Annotated in this window: 12 protein-coding genes; all 12 read left to right on the plus strand. The window is 60.5% G+C overall.

The window, feature by feature from the left end; translation table 11 throughout:
* Positions 1–40 precede the first annotated feature (40 nt).
* The 12 genes from ACA068_RS02750 to ACA068_RS02805 all read left to right on the plus strand — a co-directional run bounded on the left by ACA068_RS02750 (position 41) and on the right by ACA068_RS02805 (position 15046).
* Complete coding sequence (locus ACA068_RS02750) at positions 41–1540, plus strand: NAD(P)H-hydrate dehydratase (RefSeq protein ID WP_497307419.1); 1500 nt, start codon at positions 41–43, stop codon at positions 1538–1540.
* Positions 1528–1998, plus strand: coding sequence for a tRNA (adenosine(37)-N6)-threonylcarbamoyltransferase complex ATPase subunit type 1 TsaE (gene tsaE, locus ACA068_RS02755; RefSeq protein WP_403106167.1), 471 nt, complete (start codon positions 1528–1530; stop codon positions 1996–1998). The genes ACA068_RS02750 and tsaE overlap by 13 nt, the downstream gene beginning before the upstream one ends.
* Before the next feature lie 48 nt (positions 1999–2046).
* Positions 2047–3426, plus strand: coding sequence for an N-acetylmuramoyl-L-alanine amidase (locus ACA068_RS02760; RefSeq protein ID WP_403106319.1), 1380 nt, complete (start codon positions 2047–2049; stop codon positions 3424–3426).
* 8 nt (positions 3427–3434) lie between these two features.
* Entirely contained in the window at positions 3435–5333 is a 1899-nt protein-coding gene (gene mutL, locus ACA068_RS02765) for a DNA mismatch repair endonuclease MutL (protein WP_497310529.1), read from the plus strand.
* Complete coding sequence (gene miaA, locus ACA068_RS02770) at positions 5333–6304, plus strand: tRNA (adenosine(37)-N6)-dimethylallyltransferase MiaA (protein ID WP_497310530.1); 972 nt, start codon at positions 5333–5335, stop codon at positions 6302–6304. Before mutL ends, miaA begins: the two co-directional genes overlap by 1 nt.
* Positions 6305–6398: 94 nt before the next feature.
* Positions 6399–6659: an RNA chaperone Hfq gene (gene hfq / locus ACA068_RS02775; protein ID WP_007902656.1), complete on the plus strand. Its 261-nt coding sequence runs from the start codon at positions 6399–6401 to the stop codon at positions 6657–6659.
* Positions 6660–6671: 12 nt separating this feature from the next.
* Positions 6672–7973 (plus strand): ribosome rescue GTPase HflX, encoded by a 1302-nt coding sequence (gene hflX, locus ACA068_RS02780; protein WP_219093612.1) that lies wholly within the window; start codon positions 6672–6674, stop codon positions 7971–7973.
* Between the two features lie 96 nt (positions 7974–8069).
* A complete protein-coding gene (gene hflK, locus ACA068_RS02785) occupies positions 8070–9242 on the plus strand; it encodes an FtsH protease activity modulator HflK (protein WP_497307422.1) in 1173 nt (390 codons plus the stop codon).
* On the plus strand, positions 9242–10111 hold the full coding sequence (gene hflC, locus ACA068_RS02790; RefSeq protein WP_497297163.1) for a protease modulator HflC: 870 nt from the start codon (positions 9242–9244) through the stop codon (positions 10109–10111). The genes hflK and hflC overlap by 1 nt, the downstream gene beginning before the upstream one ends.
* Positions 10112–10426: 315 nt before the next feature.
* The gene (locus ACA068_RS02795; protein WP_109627704.1) at positions 10427–11614 is read left to right on the plus strand and encodes an ATP phosphoribosyltransferase regulatory subunit; all 1188 of its coding nucleotides are present in this window, start codon (positions 10427–10429) and stop codon (positions 11612–11614) included.
* Positions 11615–11668: 54 nt separating this feature from the next.
* Positions 11669–12961 carry an adenylosuccinate synthase gene (locus tag ACA068_RS02800; RefSeq protein ID WP_497307424.1) on the plus strand — a complete coding sequence of 431 codons (1293 nt, stop codon included), beginning with the start codon at positions 11669–11671 and terminating at the stop codon, positions 12959–12961.
* 150 nt (positions 12962–13111) lie between these two features.
* The gene (locus ACA068_RS02805) at positions 13112–15046 is read left to right on the plus strand and encodes a methyl-accepting chemotaxis protein (protein WP_497307426.1); all 1935 of its coding nucleotides are present in this window, start codon (positions 13112–13114) and stop codon (positions 15044–15046) included.
* The last annotated feature ends 15 nt before the right edge of the window (positions 15047–15061 follow it).

Consider the following 15061-nt stretch of genomic DNA (forward strand, 5'->3'; position numbering starts at 1 on the left):
GGTGCGTATAATTCTGCCAGACATCGGAGCCCGAAGACGCATGCCGCACACTAAAGATGATTTACCCGACGCGCTGTACAGTGCCGCGCACGTGCGAGCCCTCGATGCGAACCTGATCGCGGCCGGCACGCCGGGCTTCGAATTGATGCAGCGCGCAGCGCGAGCGACCTGGCGTGCGCTGGTCCGTCAGTGGCCGTCGGCGAATGAATTGAGCGTGGTGGCCGGTCACGGCAATAACGCGGGCGATGGTTATCTGGTGGCGGTGCTGGCGCGGCGTGCCGGTTGGCATGTCCGGGTGCTGGCGGCCGGTGATCCCCAGTGTTTGCAGGGCGATGCGGCGCTGGCTCATGCCGAGGCTGTGTCCGAGGGCATTGCGGTTCAAACCTTCACTGCGCAGTCGGAATTGCGTGGGATCGTGCTGGACGCCTTGCTCGGCACCGGTTTGACCGGGGAAGTGCGAGAGCCCTTCGCCAGCGCGATCGCTGCGATCAACGCCAGTGGATTGTCGGTGGCGGCGGTGGATATCCCTTCGGGATTGTGCGCCGATACAGGGCGCATATTGGGCACCGCTGTTCGAGCTGATCTGACTGTGACGTTCATTGGATTGAAGTTGGGACTGTTTACGGGCGACGCGGCGGATGTGGTCGGTGAGTTGGTGTTCAATGATCTGCAAGCCAGCGCCGAGTCTTTTAATGGGGTTGCCGTTGATGCCCGTCGTCTGACAGCCGGCAATTTGCCGCGTCTGGCGGGTCGTGCGCCAACCGCCCATAAAGGTATATTCGGCCACGTCTTGCTGATCGGCGGTGATCGTGGCTTCGGCGGTGCCATTTTGCTGAGCGCACAGAGCGCGTTGCGCAGTGGTGCGGGCATGGTGTCTGTGGCCACGCGCAATGAGCATGTCCCGGCGGCGTTGGCGAGAATTCCCGAGGCCATGGTGTTGGGGGCTTCGTCGGCCAATCAACTGATGGAACTGCTGCAAAAGGTTTCCGTGCTGGTGGTCGGCCCGGGCCTGGGTCAGGCTGCCTGGGGGCGCAGCCTTTTGTCGGCGGCGGCCAACGCGCCGTTGCCGCAAGTCTGGGACGCCGATGCGTTGAATTTGCTGGCTTCGAAGCACGTGAGCCTGCCCACCGACTGCGTGATCACGCCGCATCCGGGTGAGGCGGCGCGGTTGCTGGGGATCAGCACTGCCGAGGTTCAGGCTGATCGCCCGGCTGCGGCTCGCGCGTTGAGCAAAAAGTATACAGCTGTTGTGATTCTCAAAGGCGCCGGCAGCCTCATCGCCAGCCCCGATGGGCGCCTGTCGTTGTGTCATCAGGGGCATCCAGCCATGGCCACCGCGGGGTTGGGGGATGTGTTGGCCGGTCTGGTCGGCGCATTGCTGGCCCAGGGCATGGCCGCGTTCGACGCCGCCTGCCTGGCGGTCTGGCTGCACGCCAATGCCGGCGCGCAACAAGGTAAATCGGGCCGCGGGCTGGCGGCCAGTGATCTGATCCCAGCCATTCGTCAGTTGTTGGAGGAGCAAGCACCGTGTCTGAAGTAACCCTGTACCTGGCCGATGAAGAGGCGATGACCGCATTTGGCGCACGCATCGCACAAACCACCCAAGGGCACGGTCTGATTTTTCTGGAGGGCGATCTGGGGGCGGGGAAAACCACGCTGTCACGGGGCATCATCCGTGGTCTGGGGCATGTCGGAGCAGTAAAGAGCCCTACATTCACCCTGGTCGAGCCCTACGAGATCGGTGACATCCGGGCCTTCCATTTCGACCTCTATCGACTGGTCGATCCGGAAGAGCTGGAGTACCTCGGCATCCGCGATTACTTCGAAGACGACGCGATGTGCCTGATCGAATGGCCCCAGAAGGGTGCAGGCTTTTTGCCAAAGCCCGACCTGACCATTACCATTAGCCCGCAAGACAGCGGGCGTTCGCTGAAAATTTTGTCCCAGGGCTCGCGCGGCGAGTCGTGGTGTGCCGCTTTGGCATTGGAAACCAATTAAATGATGGGGTCAGGTATGCGCTTTCGCGCGATGGTAGCTGCCGTAGGGATGTTGTTTTTGGCGGTGACCGTCGACGCTGTGGCCGAGACTAAGGTCAACAGCGTGCGCCTGTGGCGGGCGCCGGACAACACACGGTTGGTGTTCGACTTGACGGGGCCGGTGCAGCACAGTGTTTTCACCCTGACCTCCCCGGATCGGCTGGTGATCGACATCAATGGCGCCACCCTTGGTGCGCCACTGAACGTCAACAGCGCCAATACCCCGATCACCGCCATGCGCTCGGCTCAACGCACGCCGACCGACCTGCGGGTGGTCATCGACCTGAAAAAAGCAGTCACACCAAAAAGCTTCACCCTGGCGCCAAACGCCCAGTACGGCAATCGCCTGGTGGTCGACCTGTTCGATAACGCCGCCGATGCCGCACCTATACCGGTGCCGACCAACGTCGCGACGGTGGCCCCGGTGCCGGTGACTCCGGTAGAGCCCGCAGTGAAGCTGCCGCCTGCGCCTGCCGGCAAACGCGACATCATCGTGGTGATCGACGCCGGCCACGGCGGCGAAGACCCGGGTGCTTCGGGCTCTCGCGGTCAGCGTGAAAAAGACGTGGTGCTGGCCATCGCCCGAGAACTGCAGCGTCAGGTCAACGGCATGAAAGGCTTCCGCGCCGAACTGACCCGCACCGGCGACTACTTCATTCCATTGCGCGGCCGTACCGAAATCGCCCGCAAAAAAGGCGCCGACCTGTTTGTCTCGATCCACGCCGATGCCGCCCCTTCGACTGCAGCGTTCGGTGCGTCGGTGTTCGCTCTGTCTGATCGCGGCGCAACCTCGGAGACTGCCCGCTGGCTGGCCGATAGCGAAAACCGTTCCGACTTGATCGGCGGTGCCGGCAACGTCAGCCTCGACGACAAGGACCGCATGCTCGCGGGTGTGCTCCTTGATTTGTCGATGACCGCCTCCCTGACGTCCAGCCTGAACGTTGGCCAAAAAGTCTTGAGCAACATCGGTCGCGTCACGCCGCTGCACAAACAGCGCGTGGAGCAGGCCGGGTTCATGGTGTTGAAGTCGCCGGACATCCCGTCGATCCTGGTGGAAACCGGGTTCATCTCCAACGCCAACGAAGCCTCCAAGCTAGCTGCGGCGAACCACCAGCAGGCGCTGGCGCGTTCGATCAGCAGCGGCGTGCGCCAGTTCTTCCAGCAGAACCCGCCACCGGGCACCTACATCGCCTGGCTGCGTGATTCCGGCAAGATCGCCCAAGGCCCGCGTGACCACCGGGTAAACCCGGGCGAGACGCTGGCGATGATTGCCGTGCGTTACCAGGTGTCTCCGGCCACCTTGCGCAGCGCTAATAACCTGAAAAGCGACGAGCTGAAAATCGGTCAGACCCTGACCATTCCCGGCACAGAACTGGCGTCCAAAGAATGAATCAGGTGCTGTCCAACACGGCTCGCATCGAGCTGCTCAGCCCGCGACTGGCGAACCAGATTGCCGCCGGTGAGGTGGTTGAACGTCCGGCCTCGGTGATCAAGGAGCTGTTGGAAAACAGCCTCGACTCCGGCGCCAAGCGTATCGATGTCGATGTGGAACAGGGCGGTGTCAAGCTGCTGCGGGTGCGCGATGACGGCAGCGGCATTTCGGCCGATGACTTGCCGCTGGCCCTGGCGCGACACGCCACCAGCAAGATCCGCAACCTGGAAGACCTCGAGCAGGTCATGAGCCTCGGGTTTCGCGGCGAAGCACTCGCCTCGATCAGCTCCGTGGCACGTTTGACCCTGACGTCCCGGACCAAGGATGCCGATCAGGCTTGGCAGGTCGAGACCGAAGGCCGGGACATGGCGCCTCGTGTCCAACCCGCAGCCCATCCTGTGGGCACCTCGGTGGAAGTCCGCGACCTGTTCTTCAACACCCCGGCGCGGCGAAAATTCCTCAAGACCGAAAAAACCGAATTCGATCACCTGCAAGAAGTGATCAAGCGGCTGGCGTTGGCGCGTTTCGACGTGGCGTTTCATTTGCGCCACAACGGCAAGACCATCCTCAGCCTGCATGAAGCACATGACGACGCTGCCCGCGCGCGGCGAGTGGCGGCGATTTGCGGCTCGGGTTTCCTGGAGCAGGCGCTGCCGATCGAGATCGAGCGCAATGGCCTGCATTTGTGGGGTTGGGTTGGGTTGCCGACGTTCAACCGCAGCCAGGCGGATTTGCAGTATTTCTTTGTGAACGGCCGTGCCGTGCGCGACAAACTGGTGGCCCACGCGGTGCGCCAGGCGTATCGCGACGTGCTGTTCAATGGTCGGCACCCGACGTTCGTGCTGTTTTTCGAAGTCGATCCGGCCGGTGTCGACGTCAACGTGCACCCGACCAAGCACGAAGTACGCTTCCGTGACGGGCGCATGGTTCACGACTTCCTCTACGGCACCTTGCACCGCGCCTTGGGCGACGTGCGTCCGGATGATCATCTGGCTGCACCGGTGGCGACGGCGATCGTTCGACCGAGCGGTATCGATGCGGGCGAGTTCGGTCCGCAGGGTGAAATGCGCCTGGCGGCCAACGCGTTGCTGGAGCAGCCGCAGGCACAACCGTCGTTCAATACGCTGGCGGGCTCGGGCGCTGGCGCCGGTTATCAGTATCAATACACGCCACGTCCTCAGTCCGGCGTGCCGGCGGCTGAGGCTCAGGCTGCGTACAAGGAATTTTTTGCGCCGCTGCCAGAAGCCAACGCAGCTGCACTTCCGGCCGGGCAGGACGATATTCCACCGCTGGGTTACGCCTTGGCGCAACTCAAAGGCATCTACATTCTTTCGGAAAACGCCCAAGGGCTGGTGCTGGTGGACATGCACGCGGCCCACGAACGGATCATGTACGAGCGCCTGAAAATCGCCATGGCCAGCGAAGGCCTGAGCGGCCAGCCGCTGTTGGTGCCGGAATCGTTGGCGGTGAGTGAGCGCGAAGGCGATTGTGCCGAAGAAAACGTCGCCTGGTTCCAGCGTCTGGGCTTCGAACTGCAGCGACTTGGCCCGGAAACATTGGCGATCCGGCAGATCCCGGCCTTGCTCAAGCAAGCCGAAGCCAATCGATTGGTGAGTGATGTATTGGCCGATCTGATGGAATACGGCACCAGTGACCGTATCCAGGCGCACCTCAACGAACTGCTTGGCACCATGGCCTGTCACGGCGCGATTCGGGCGAACCGGCGTCTGGCGCTGCCGGAAATGAACGGTCTGCTGCGGGACATGGAAAACACCGAGCGCAGCGGTCAATGCAACCATGGCCGACCGACCTGGACCCAATTGGGCCTGGACGATCTGGACAAACTGTTCTTGCGCGGTCGTTGATGAGCCAGCTCCCACCTGCGATTTTCCTGATGGGCCCGACCGCAGCGGGCAAGACTGATCTGGCGATCGAACTCACCAAAGTGCTGCCTTGCGAGCTGATCAGTGTCGACTCGGCGCTGGTCTATCGCGGCATGGACATCGGCACCGCCAAGCCTTCGAAAGAGATTCTGGCCGAGTTTCCGCACCGGTTGATCGATATTCTTGACCCGGCCGAGAGCTATTCGGCGGCGGATTTTCGCCGTGATGCGCTTGAGGCGATGGCCGAGATCACTTCGCGGGGCAAAATTCCGCTGCTTGTAGGCGGCACGATGCTCTACTACAAGGCTTTGGTCGAAGGACTGGCAGAAATGCCGGCGGCCGATCCCGAGGTTCGTGCGCAGATCGAAGAAGAGGCTGCACGCCTTGGCTGGCAAGCCCTGCACGAACAATTGGCGCTCATTGATCCGGTTTCGGCGGCGCGAATTCATCCGAACGATCCGCAGCGGCTCAGTCGAGCGCTGGAAGTTTATCGCGTCAGCGGTCAGAGCATGACCGAGCTGCGACTGAGACAAAGTGCGCAAAGTACTGAAGCAGCCGCTTCGGGACTGCAACAATTGCCCTATACTGTCGCGAACTTGGCCATTGCTCCGGCAAATCGCCAGGTACTGCACGAGCGAATTAAACAAAGATTCACAGTTATGTTGGAACAGGGATTCATTGACGAGGTCGTAGCCCTGCGTAAGCGAAGTGACCTGCATTCAGGGTTGCCGTCTATACGTGCGGTAGGCTACCGACAAGTCTGGGACTACCTGGATGGCAAGCTGACCCAAGCCGAAATGCAGGAGCGTGGAATCATTGCCACGCGCCAATTGGCAAAGCGTCAGTTCACCTGGCTGCGCAGTTGGGCTGATTTACACTGGTTGGACAGCCTGGATTGCGACAATCTGCCGCGCGCCTTGAAATACCTGGGGACCATCTCCATATTGAGCTGAGTCCTTGCAATTGCCGTCTATCCTTGGGGGTGTGACGGCCACAAGCCATCTGTTTACCTATTTTTTATATTGAATCCTTAAAGGAGTGCGGCACATGTCAAAAGGGCATTCGCTACAAGACCCTTACTTGAATACTTTACGTAAAGAGAAAGTTGGGGTGTCCATCTACCTGGTGAACGGGATCAAACTGCAAGGCACGATCGAGTCTTTCGACCAGTTCGTTATCCTGCTGAAAAACACCGTCAGCCAGATGGTTTACAAACACGCTATCTCTACAGTGGTGCCGGTTCGTCCAATTCGTCTGCCTAGCGCAACCGAATCCGAAGCGGGTGACGCTGAGCCAGGTAACGCCTGATAGGAGTCTCCTTTGTTCTTTGAGCGCCACGGTGGTGGTGAACGAGTAATTCTCGTTCACTTGGATGGACAGGACCCTGAGGCGCGCGAAGATCCGCAGGAGTTTCAGGAGTTGGCTAATTCGGCCGGCGCCGAGACCGTTGCGTTTTTTAACGTGCCGCGTCATCGGCCAACCGCCAAATTCCTGATTGGCAGCGGCAAGGTCGAGGAACTTCGCGACCTGGTCCATGCCGAGAAGGCAGATCTGGTGATCTTCAATCACATCCTTACGCCCAGTCAGGAACGTAACCTCGAACGTGTTTTCGAGTGTCGCGTGATCGACCGCACCGGTCTGATTCTCGATATTTTCGCCCAGCGCGCCCGTACCCATGAAGGCAAGCTCCAGGTAGAACTGGCCCAGCTTGATCACATGAGCACCCGGCTGGTTCGTGGCTGGACTCACCTTGAGCGTCAAGGTGGCGGTATCGGCATGCGTGGCCCGGGTGAAACCCAACTCGAAACCGACCGCCGTTTGCTGCGGGTTCGCCTGCGACAGATCAAGGGCAGGCTGGAGAAAGTGCGCAGCCAGCGCGAACAGTCGCGACGTGGCCGTATGCGTGCGGATATCCCTACCGTGTCGCTGGTGGGGTACACCAACGCCGGTAAATCCACGCTCTTCAATAACGTGACGAAATCCGACGTGTACGCGGCTGACCAGTTGTTTGCCACGCTGGACCCGACCTTGCGCCGTCTGGAGCTAGACGACCTGGGGCCGATTGTCCTGGCTGACACTGTGGGTTTCATTCGCCACTTGCCCCACAAGCTGGTCGAGGCATTTCGGTCTACCCTCGAAGAGTCGAGCAACTCCGATCTGTTGTTGCACGTGATCGATGCGGCCGAACCAGACCGCATGTTGCAGATCGAGCAGGTGATGGTGGTGTTGGGCGAGATTGGTGCCCAGGACTTGCCGATCCTCGAGGTCTATAACAAACTCGATTTGCTTGAAGGCGTTGAGCCACAAATTCAGCGCGACGAAAACGGCAAGCCCCAGCGGGTCTGGCTGTCGGCGCGTGATGGCACTGGTCTGGAATTGCTTGAGCAAGCCATTGCCGAGTTGCTTGGCAGTGAGTTGTTTATCGGTACCTTGCGCCTGCCGCAACGATTCGCTCGACTGCGTGCACAGTTTTTTGAACTCGGTGCGGTGCAGAAAGAAGAACACGACGAAGAAGGTGTCAGCTTGCTGGCCGTTCGATTGCCGCGTTCGGAGCTCAATCGGCTGGTCAGCCGTGAAGGCGTTGTGCCGACGGAGTTTATCGAGCAACACACTTTGCAATAAAAGCCTGAGAAAGCGGTTGTGCCGTGGTGACAGGCATTCTGTAGCATTGGTCGGCGCGCCGTGGGTGCGTCTTTGCTTTATCAGATGGAGAGCGCTATGGCTTGGAATGAGCCGGGTGGCAACTCGAATAATCAGGATCCTTGGGGTGGCAAACGCCGCAATAACGGCGACCGCAAGGGACCACCGGATCTCGACGAGGCCTTCCGAAAGCTGCAGGAAAGCCTGAACGGGTTGTTCGGTGGTGGTAAGAAACGCGGTGATGACGGCGGTGGTTCGGGCAAGAGTGGCGGCTTTGGCGGCCTGCTCGGCATCGGCCTGGTCGTGTTGGCGGCCGTCTGGCTGTACAGCGCGGTCTACGTAGTCGACGAGCAGGAGCAAGCCGTGGTACTGCGCTTCGGCAAGTATTACGAAACCGTCGGCCCGGGCCTGAACATCTACTTCCCGCCGATCGATCGCAAGTACCTGGAAAACGTCACGCGTGAGCGTGCCTATACCAAGCAGGGGCAAATGCTCACTGAAGACGAGAACATCGTCGAAGTGCCGCTGACCGTGCAGTACAAGATCAGCAACCTGCAGGACTTCGTGCTGAGCGTTGATCAGCCGGAAATCAGCCTGCAGCACGCGACCGAAAGTGCCTTGCGCCATGTGGTGGGTTCCACTGCGATGGATCAGGTGCTGACCGAAGGTCGTGAATTGATGGCCAGCGAGATCAAGGAGCGTCTGCAACGCTTCATGGATACCTATCGCACCGGTATCACCATCACTCAGGTGAACGTGCAGAGCGCAGCGGCACCGCGTGAAGTGCAGGAAGCCTTCGATGACGTGATCCGTGCCCGTGAAGACGAGCAGCGTTCGCGCAACCAGGCTGAAACCTACGCCAACGGCGTCGTGCCGGAAGCCCGTGGTCAGGCCCAGCGTATCCTCGAGGATGCCAACGGCTACCGTGACGAAACCGTCTCGCGCGCCAAGGGTGAGGCCGATCGCTTCACCAAACTGGTGAGCGAGTACCGCAAGGCTCCTGAAGTGACCCGTGAGCGTCTGTACCTGGACACCATGCAGGAAGTCTTCACCAACACCAGCAAGGTGCTCGTGACCGGCAACAAGAATGGCCAGAGCAATCTGCTGTACTTGCCGCTGGACAAGATGGTCGAAAGTGGTCGCAACACCAGCACTCCGGTGACCGGTGCGGCAGCCACCAGCAATGAAGCGAATGCACGTGCGGCAGCTGATCTGCAGCAACAGCAAGCACGTACCAGGGAGAGTCGCTGATGAGCAATAAATCGCTGATCGCCCTTATTGTCGGCGTCGTCGTGGCCATCGCTGCCTGGAACTGCTTCTACATCGTGGCTCAGACCGAGCGTGCGGTGCTGCTGCAGTTCGGTCGCGTGGTCCAGACCGATGTTCAGCCGGGCCTGCATGTGAAAGTGCCTTACGTTAACCAGGTGCGCAAATTTGACGCACGCCTGATGACGCTGGATGCGCCGACGCAACGCTTCCTGACGCTGGAAAAGAAAGCCGTGATGGTCGATGCCTACGCCAAGTGGCGCGTGAAGGACGCTGAGCGTTACTACACCGCGACCTCCGGCCTCAAGCAGATTGCCGACGAACGTCTGTCCCGTCGTCTGGAATCGGGCCTGCGTGACCAGTTCGGTAAGCGCACGCTGCACGAAGTGGTGTCCGGTGAGCGTGATGCGCTGATGTCCGACATCACCGCCTCGCTTAACAAGATGGCGGAAAAAGAGCTGGGTATCGAAGTGGTCGATGTCCGGGTCAAGGCCATCGATCTGCCGAAAGAAGTGAACCGCAGTGTGTTCGAGCGTATGAGCTCCGAGCGTGAGCGTGAAGCTCGCGAGCACCGCGCCAAGGGTAACGAGCTGGCAGAAGGCATCCGTGCCGACGCCGATCGTCAACGCCGCGTGCTGCTGGCTGAAGCCTATCGTGAATCTGAAGAGGTTCGCGGTGACGGTGATGCCCAGGCTGCTGCGATCTACTCCAAGGCCTACGGCCAGGATCAGGAGTTCTACGGTTTCTACCGTAGCCTGCGCGCCTACCGTGAAAGCTTCGCGAACAAATCCGACGTCATGGTCCTGGACCCAAGCAGCGACTTCTTCCGTTACCTGGAAAAAGCCAAGCCTTGATACGACGTTGACCTGAATCATCCCCCCGCCTGGCGGCTAAAGCCTCGGGCGGGGTGATCCTTTGGGAAAACGTGTGTATGATGCGGCAGCCGGGAAATTCCCGGCTTTTTTGCGTCTGCACGTTTGATTGCTGTTTTAAGCGGGCGCCCGAGTTGAATGACTCGACAGGTTTTTCGAGGAAAGTGGTTGGCGAAGCCGGTTTCAGGCTTTTCGCCACGTTGTTTATGCGCGTGGTTTGCACATGAGCCGACCATTTTCTGCTTCACTCAAGGCTCGCCCAACGGCTGGCCGCCCGGATCATAGGGGAATGGCGTAATGGCAACGGTAGACCGCTGGCTGCTGCCAGATGGCATCGAAGAAGTACTGCCACCAGAGGCGGCGCGCATTGAAGTCGCGCGTCGTCAGGTGTTGGATCTGTTCCAGAGCTGGGGTTACGAGTTTGTCGTAACTCCCCATATCGAGTACCTGGAATCCCTGCTGACCGGCGCGGGCTCGGACCTCGATCTGCGTACCTTCAAGGTCATCGACCCGCAATCGGGCCGGCAGATGGGTTTCCGTGCCGACATCACGCCGCAAGTGGCGCGCATCGATGCGCACACCCTGCGCCGCGAAGGCCCGAGCCGTCTGTGCTACGCCGGCAGCGTGCTGCATGCGCAGCCGCGCGCCTTGTCGTCCTCGCGCAGCCCGATCCAGCTGGGCGCCGAGTTGTACGGCGATGCCAGCCCGAGCAGCGACGTGGAAGTCATCAGCCTGATGCTGGCCATGCTGCAACTGGCCGATGTGCCGGATGTGCACATGGACCTCGGTCATGTCGGCATCTACCGCGGCTTGGCCCGTGCGGCCGGTCTTTCCGGTGAAGTTGAACAACAGTTGTTCGATGCATTGCAACGCAAGGCAATCGACGAGGTCATTACCTTGACCGAAGGCTTGCCTGCCGATCTGTCGGGCATGCTGCGCGCGTTGGTCGATCTGTGTGGCGGTCGCGAAGTATTGAGCGCTGCCCGCGAGCGTCTGGCGAATGCGCCGGCACCGGTTCTGGCGGCGCTGGACGATTTGCTGGCGATTGCCGAGCGTCTGTCCACGCGTTTCCCGGAATTACCGCTTTACTTCGACCTGGGCGAGTTGCGCGGTTACCACTACCACACCGGTGTCGTGTTCGCGGTGTTCGTACCGGGTGTTGGCCAGTCCATTGCCCAGGGCGGTCGTTACGACGACATCGGCGCCGACTTCGGTCGCGCTCGTCCGGCAACCGGCTTCTCTACCGATTTGAAAACCCTGGTGACCCTGGGGCGTGCTGAGATCGAGCTACCGTCTGGCGGTATCTGGATGCCTGACAGTACGGATGCGGCACTCTGGCAGCAGGTTTGCCAGTTGCGCAGTGAGGGTCAGCGTGTCGTTCAGGCATTGCCTGGACAACCTTTGGCCGCCGCCCGTGAAGCGGACTGCGACCGGCAATTGATTCAGCAGAACGGGCTTTGGCAAGTATCGCCACTGGCTTCTTGAGTTTTCCTGTCGGCTGCGGCCGGCACCAAGTTTGCGCGAATGAGGACAAGTGTTATGGGTAAGAATGTCGTAGTCCTGGGCACCCAATGGGGTGATGAGGGCAAAGGCAAGATCGTTGATCTGCTGACCGAACATGCTGCCGCCGTAGTGCGCTACCAGGGTGGCCACAACGCGGGTCACACCTTGGTGATCGATGGTGAAAAAACCGTCTTGCACCTGATCCCGTCGGGCGTGCTGCGTGAAGGCGTGCAGTGCCTGATCGGCAACGGCGTGGTGGTTGCACCCGACGCTCTGCTGCGGGAAATCATCAAGCTGGAAGAGAAAGGCGTACCGGTGCGTGAGCGCCTGCGTATCAGCCCGTCCTGCCCGCTGATCCTGTCCTACCACGTAGCGCTGGACCAGGCCCGTGAAAAGGCTCGTGGCGAGCTGAAGATCGGCACCACCGGGCGCGGCATCGGCCCGGCTTACGAAGACAAGGTTGCACGTCGTGGCCTGCGCATCGGCGACCTGTTCCACCGTGAGCGTTTCGCCGCCAAACTGGGCGAGTTGCTGGATTACCACAACTTCGTTCTGGTCAATTACTACAAAGAACCAGCCATCGATTTCCAGAAGACGCTCGACGAGTGCATGGAACACGCCGAGCTGCTGAAGCCGATGATGCTCGACGTCACCGCCGAGCTGCACGAGCTGCGTCGCGCTGGCAAAGACATCATGTTCGAAGGCGCCCAGGGCTCCTTGCTGGACATTGACCATGGTACCTACCCATACGTCACCAGCTCCAATACCACCGCGGGCGGCATTGCCACCGGTTCCGGTTTTGGCCCGATGTACCTGGATTACATCCTGGGCATCACCAAGGCTTACACCACTCGTGTCGGTTCGGGTCCGTTCCCGACTGAGCTGTTCGATGACGTGGGTGCATTCCTGGCCAAGCGTGGCCACGAGTTCGGCGCTACCACTGGCCGTGCCCGTCGTTGCGGCTGGTTCGATGCCGTCATCCTGCGTCGCGCTATCGACGTCAACAGCATCTCGGGCCTGTGCCTGACCAAGCTGGACGTGCTGGACGGTCTGGAAACCATCAACATCTGTGTTGGCTACAAGAACCAGGATGGTGCAGTGATCGACGCACCGACTGACGCCGACAGCTACATCGGCCTGGAGCCGGTGTACGAAGAGATGCCAGGCTGGACTGAATCCACCGTCGGTGCCAAGACGCTGGAAGAGCTGCCACAAGCTGCTCGCAACTACATCAAGCGCGTCGAAGAGTTGGTCGGTGCGCCGATTGACATTATTTCGACGGGCCCGGACCGCAACGAAACCATCGTTTTGCGTCACCCGTTCGCTTAATAAGTCGTTGATGTAGAAAGCAAAGGGCCCTTGATTGGGCCCTTTGTCGTTTATACCTGCCGGACGGCATGACCTTTGCTGTGATGTTGAATAAAAGCATCGCTTCCAGTGCGCCATCAATTTAATGGCGCCAAAGCAGAGGGATTCCAAGTGTCGGCCGTTCTCTCATTGTTACAAAGCCGTTTGTTGCGGCCAGTGTTCGTTACCCTTGGTATCGCCCTTTTGGTGCAGGTGCTGGTGGCTGTCGCCCTAACTCGGAGCACGGTGACTGCGCTTGAAGCCGATCTCGGCGTGCGTCTTGGGACGGATAGTCAAAAACTGTCTGGCGAACTCGAGCAGGCGGGGCGTGAAGTCACGTCGAGCCTGGACAATCTCTCCACCAGTACCCGTCAGCGACTCACCGCCGGCTTGTCGACGCGATTGAAAGACGAGCAGGTGCAATTGCGTGCGACGTTGGAAAAGGATCTCAAGGATTCAGCCAACGATATGGCGCAGTTGTTGGCCTCGGTCGCGCCTCGCGCCATGTGGGACAGCGACGTTCCAACCCTGTCCGAATTTGCCCGTCGGGCCCAACGCAATCCCAACGTGTTGTTCGTGGTATATGACGACGCGACAGGTCAGCACTTGACGCGCTACCTCAATCGCGAAAACCCGATCAACAAGGCGCTGTTGGAGAAAGGCCAGGGCGAGCGGGCGCTGGACAAAGTGCTGGACGCGGCGAAGAACGATCCGTCGGTCTACTACCTCGAAGCCTCGATCAACCCCAACGGCGTGGAAATCGGCAAGGTCTTGATGGGTGTCTCGACCGCCTCAGTGGAAACCGATCTGGCGGCCCTGGATAAACGTTTTGCGGCGCTGATCGCCAGCGGAGATCAACTGGTCGGCGACAGCCTCAAGGGTGCGGCTGCCGACAGTGCCACCGCGATGCGTGCGCGTCTCACCTCCGCGCAGGCCACGGCCTCTGAAATGAAAGCCAACACCACCAGCACCGTGCAGGAAGCGGCGGCGACCTTGCGCTGGCGCATCGGGATGTTCCTGGCGTTGGTCGGTTGCGGTGTGCTGCTGTTGCTCGCTGTTGTGTTGGGCCGTCGAGTGGTCAATCGCTTGAAAATGCTCATCGCTGCGATGGATGACTTAGCGGCGGGCGAGGGTGACCTGACCAAGCGCGTGCAGATCAACAGCAAAGACGAAATCGGCGACATGGCCGCGGCGGTCAATCGCTTTGTGGATAAGTTGCAGCCGATCGTGCGCGAAGCGGGCGATGTGGCCCAGCGCACCGGCGTGGAAATCGGCGCCATGACCCTGCGCAATGCCGGAGCCGATGCGGCGGCGGGCATGCAGCGCGATGAAGTGGCCGAAAGCCTGCGTGCGTTGTCACAGATGGCGGATGAAGCTCAATCAGAAAGCCACGCCATGCAAGCGGCGTTGCAGCAAGTGGTGGACATTCGTTCTGCCACCGATGAAAACACTCGGACTTCGGCCAAGGTCGGCAGCCTCATCGAGGCATTGGCCGGGCAGGTCGATACCGGGGCGAAAGTCATCGAGCGGCTGGCGCAGCAGAGTGAGCAGATTGAAGTGGTACTGACCGTGATTCACGGGATCGCCGAGCAAACCAACCTGCTGGCCCTGAACGCCGCCATCGAAGCGGCGCGTGCCGGAGAAACCGGTCGCGGCTTTGCCGTGGTGGCGGACGAAGTCCGGGCGTTGGCGAGCAAGACCCAAAGTTCTACCGGCGACATCCAGGCGCATATCGTGGCCCTGCAGCAAGGTGCGCGAGAAGCGGTGGCTGCGATTGGTCAGGCCGGGCGTCAGGCCAATGAAGGGTTGCTGGTGTTGCGTGACAGCGCTAGGTTGCAGCAATCGGTGCAGGCGTCGGTCGAGCAGGTGCATGCTGCGATTGGTCTGGCGACCCAGGCAGCGGCGCATCAGGCACAAGGTGCGCAAGCGGTGCGGGGTCGGGTTGAGACGATTCATGCGCAGGCTGAGAAAGCGGCTCAGGCGGTGGTGGAAACCACGGCCAGCGGCAAGGTGCTGGATGGGTTGGCGGCGCAGTTGAAGGCGAGCCTGGGGCAGTTCAGGGCGTAAGATTTGTATTGGCGG

Source organism: Pseudomonas sp. LBUM1660, from assembly GCF_059695935.1.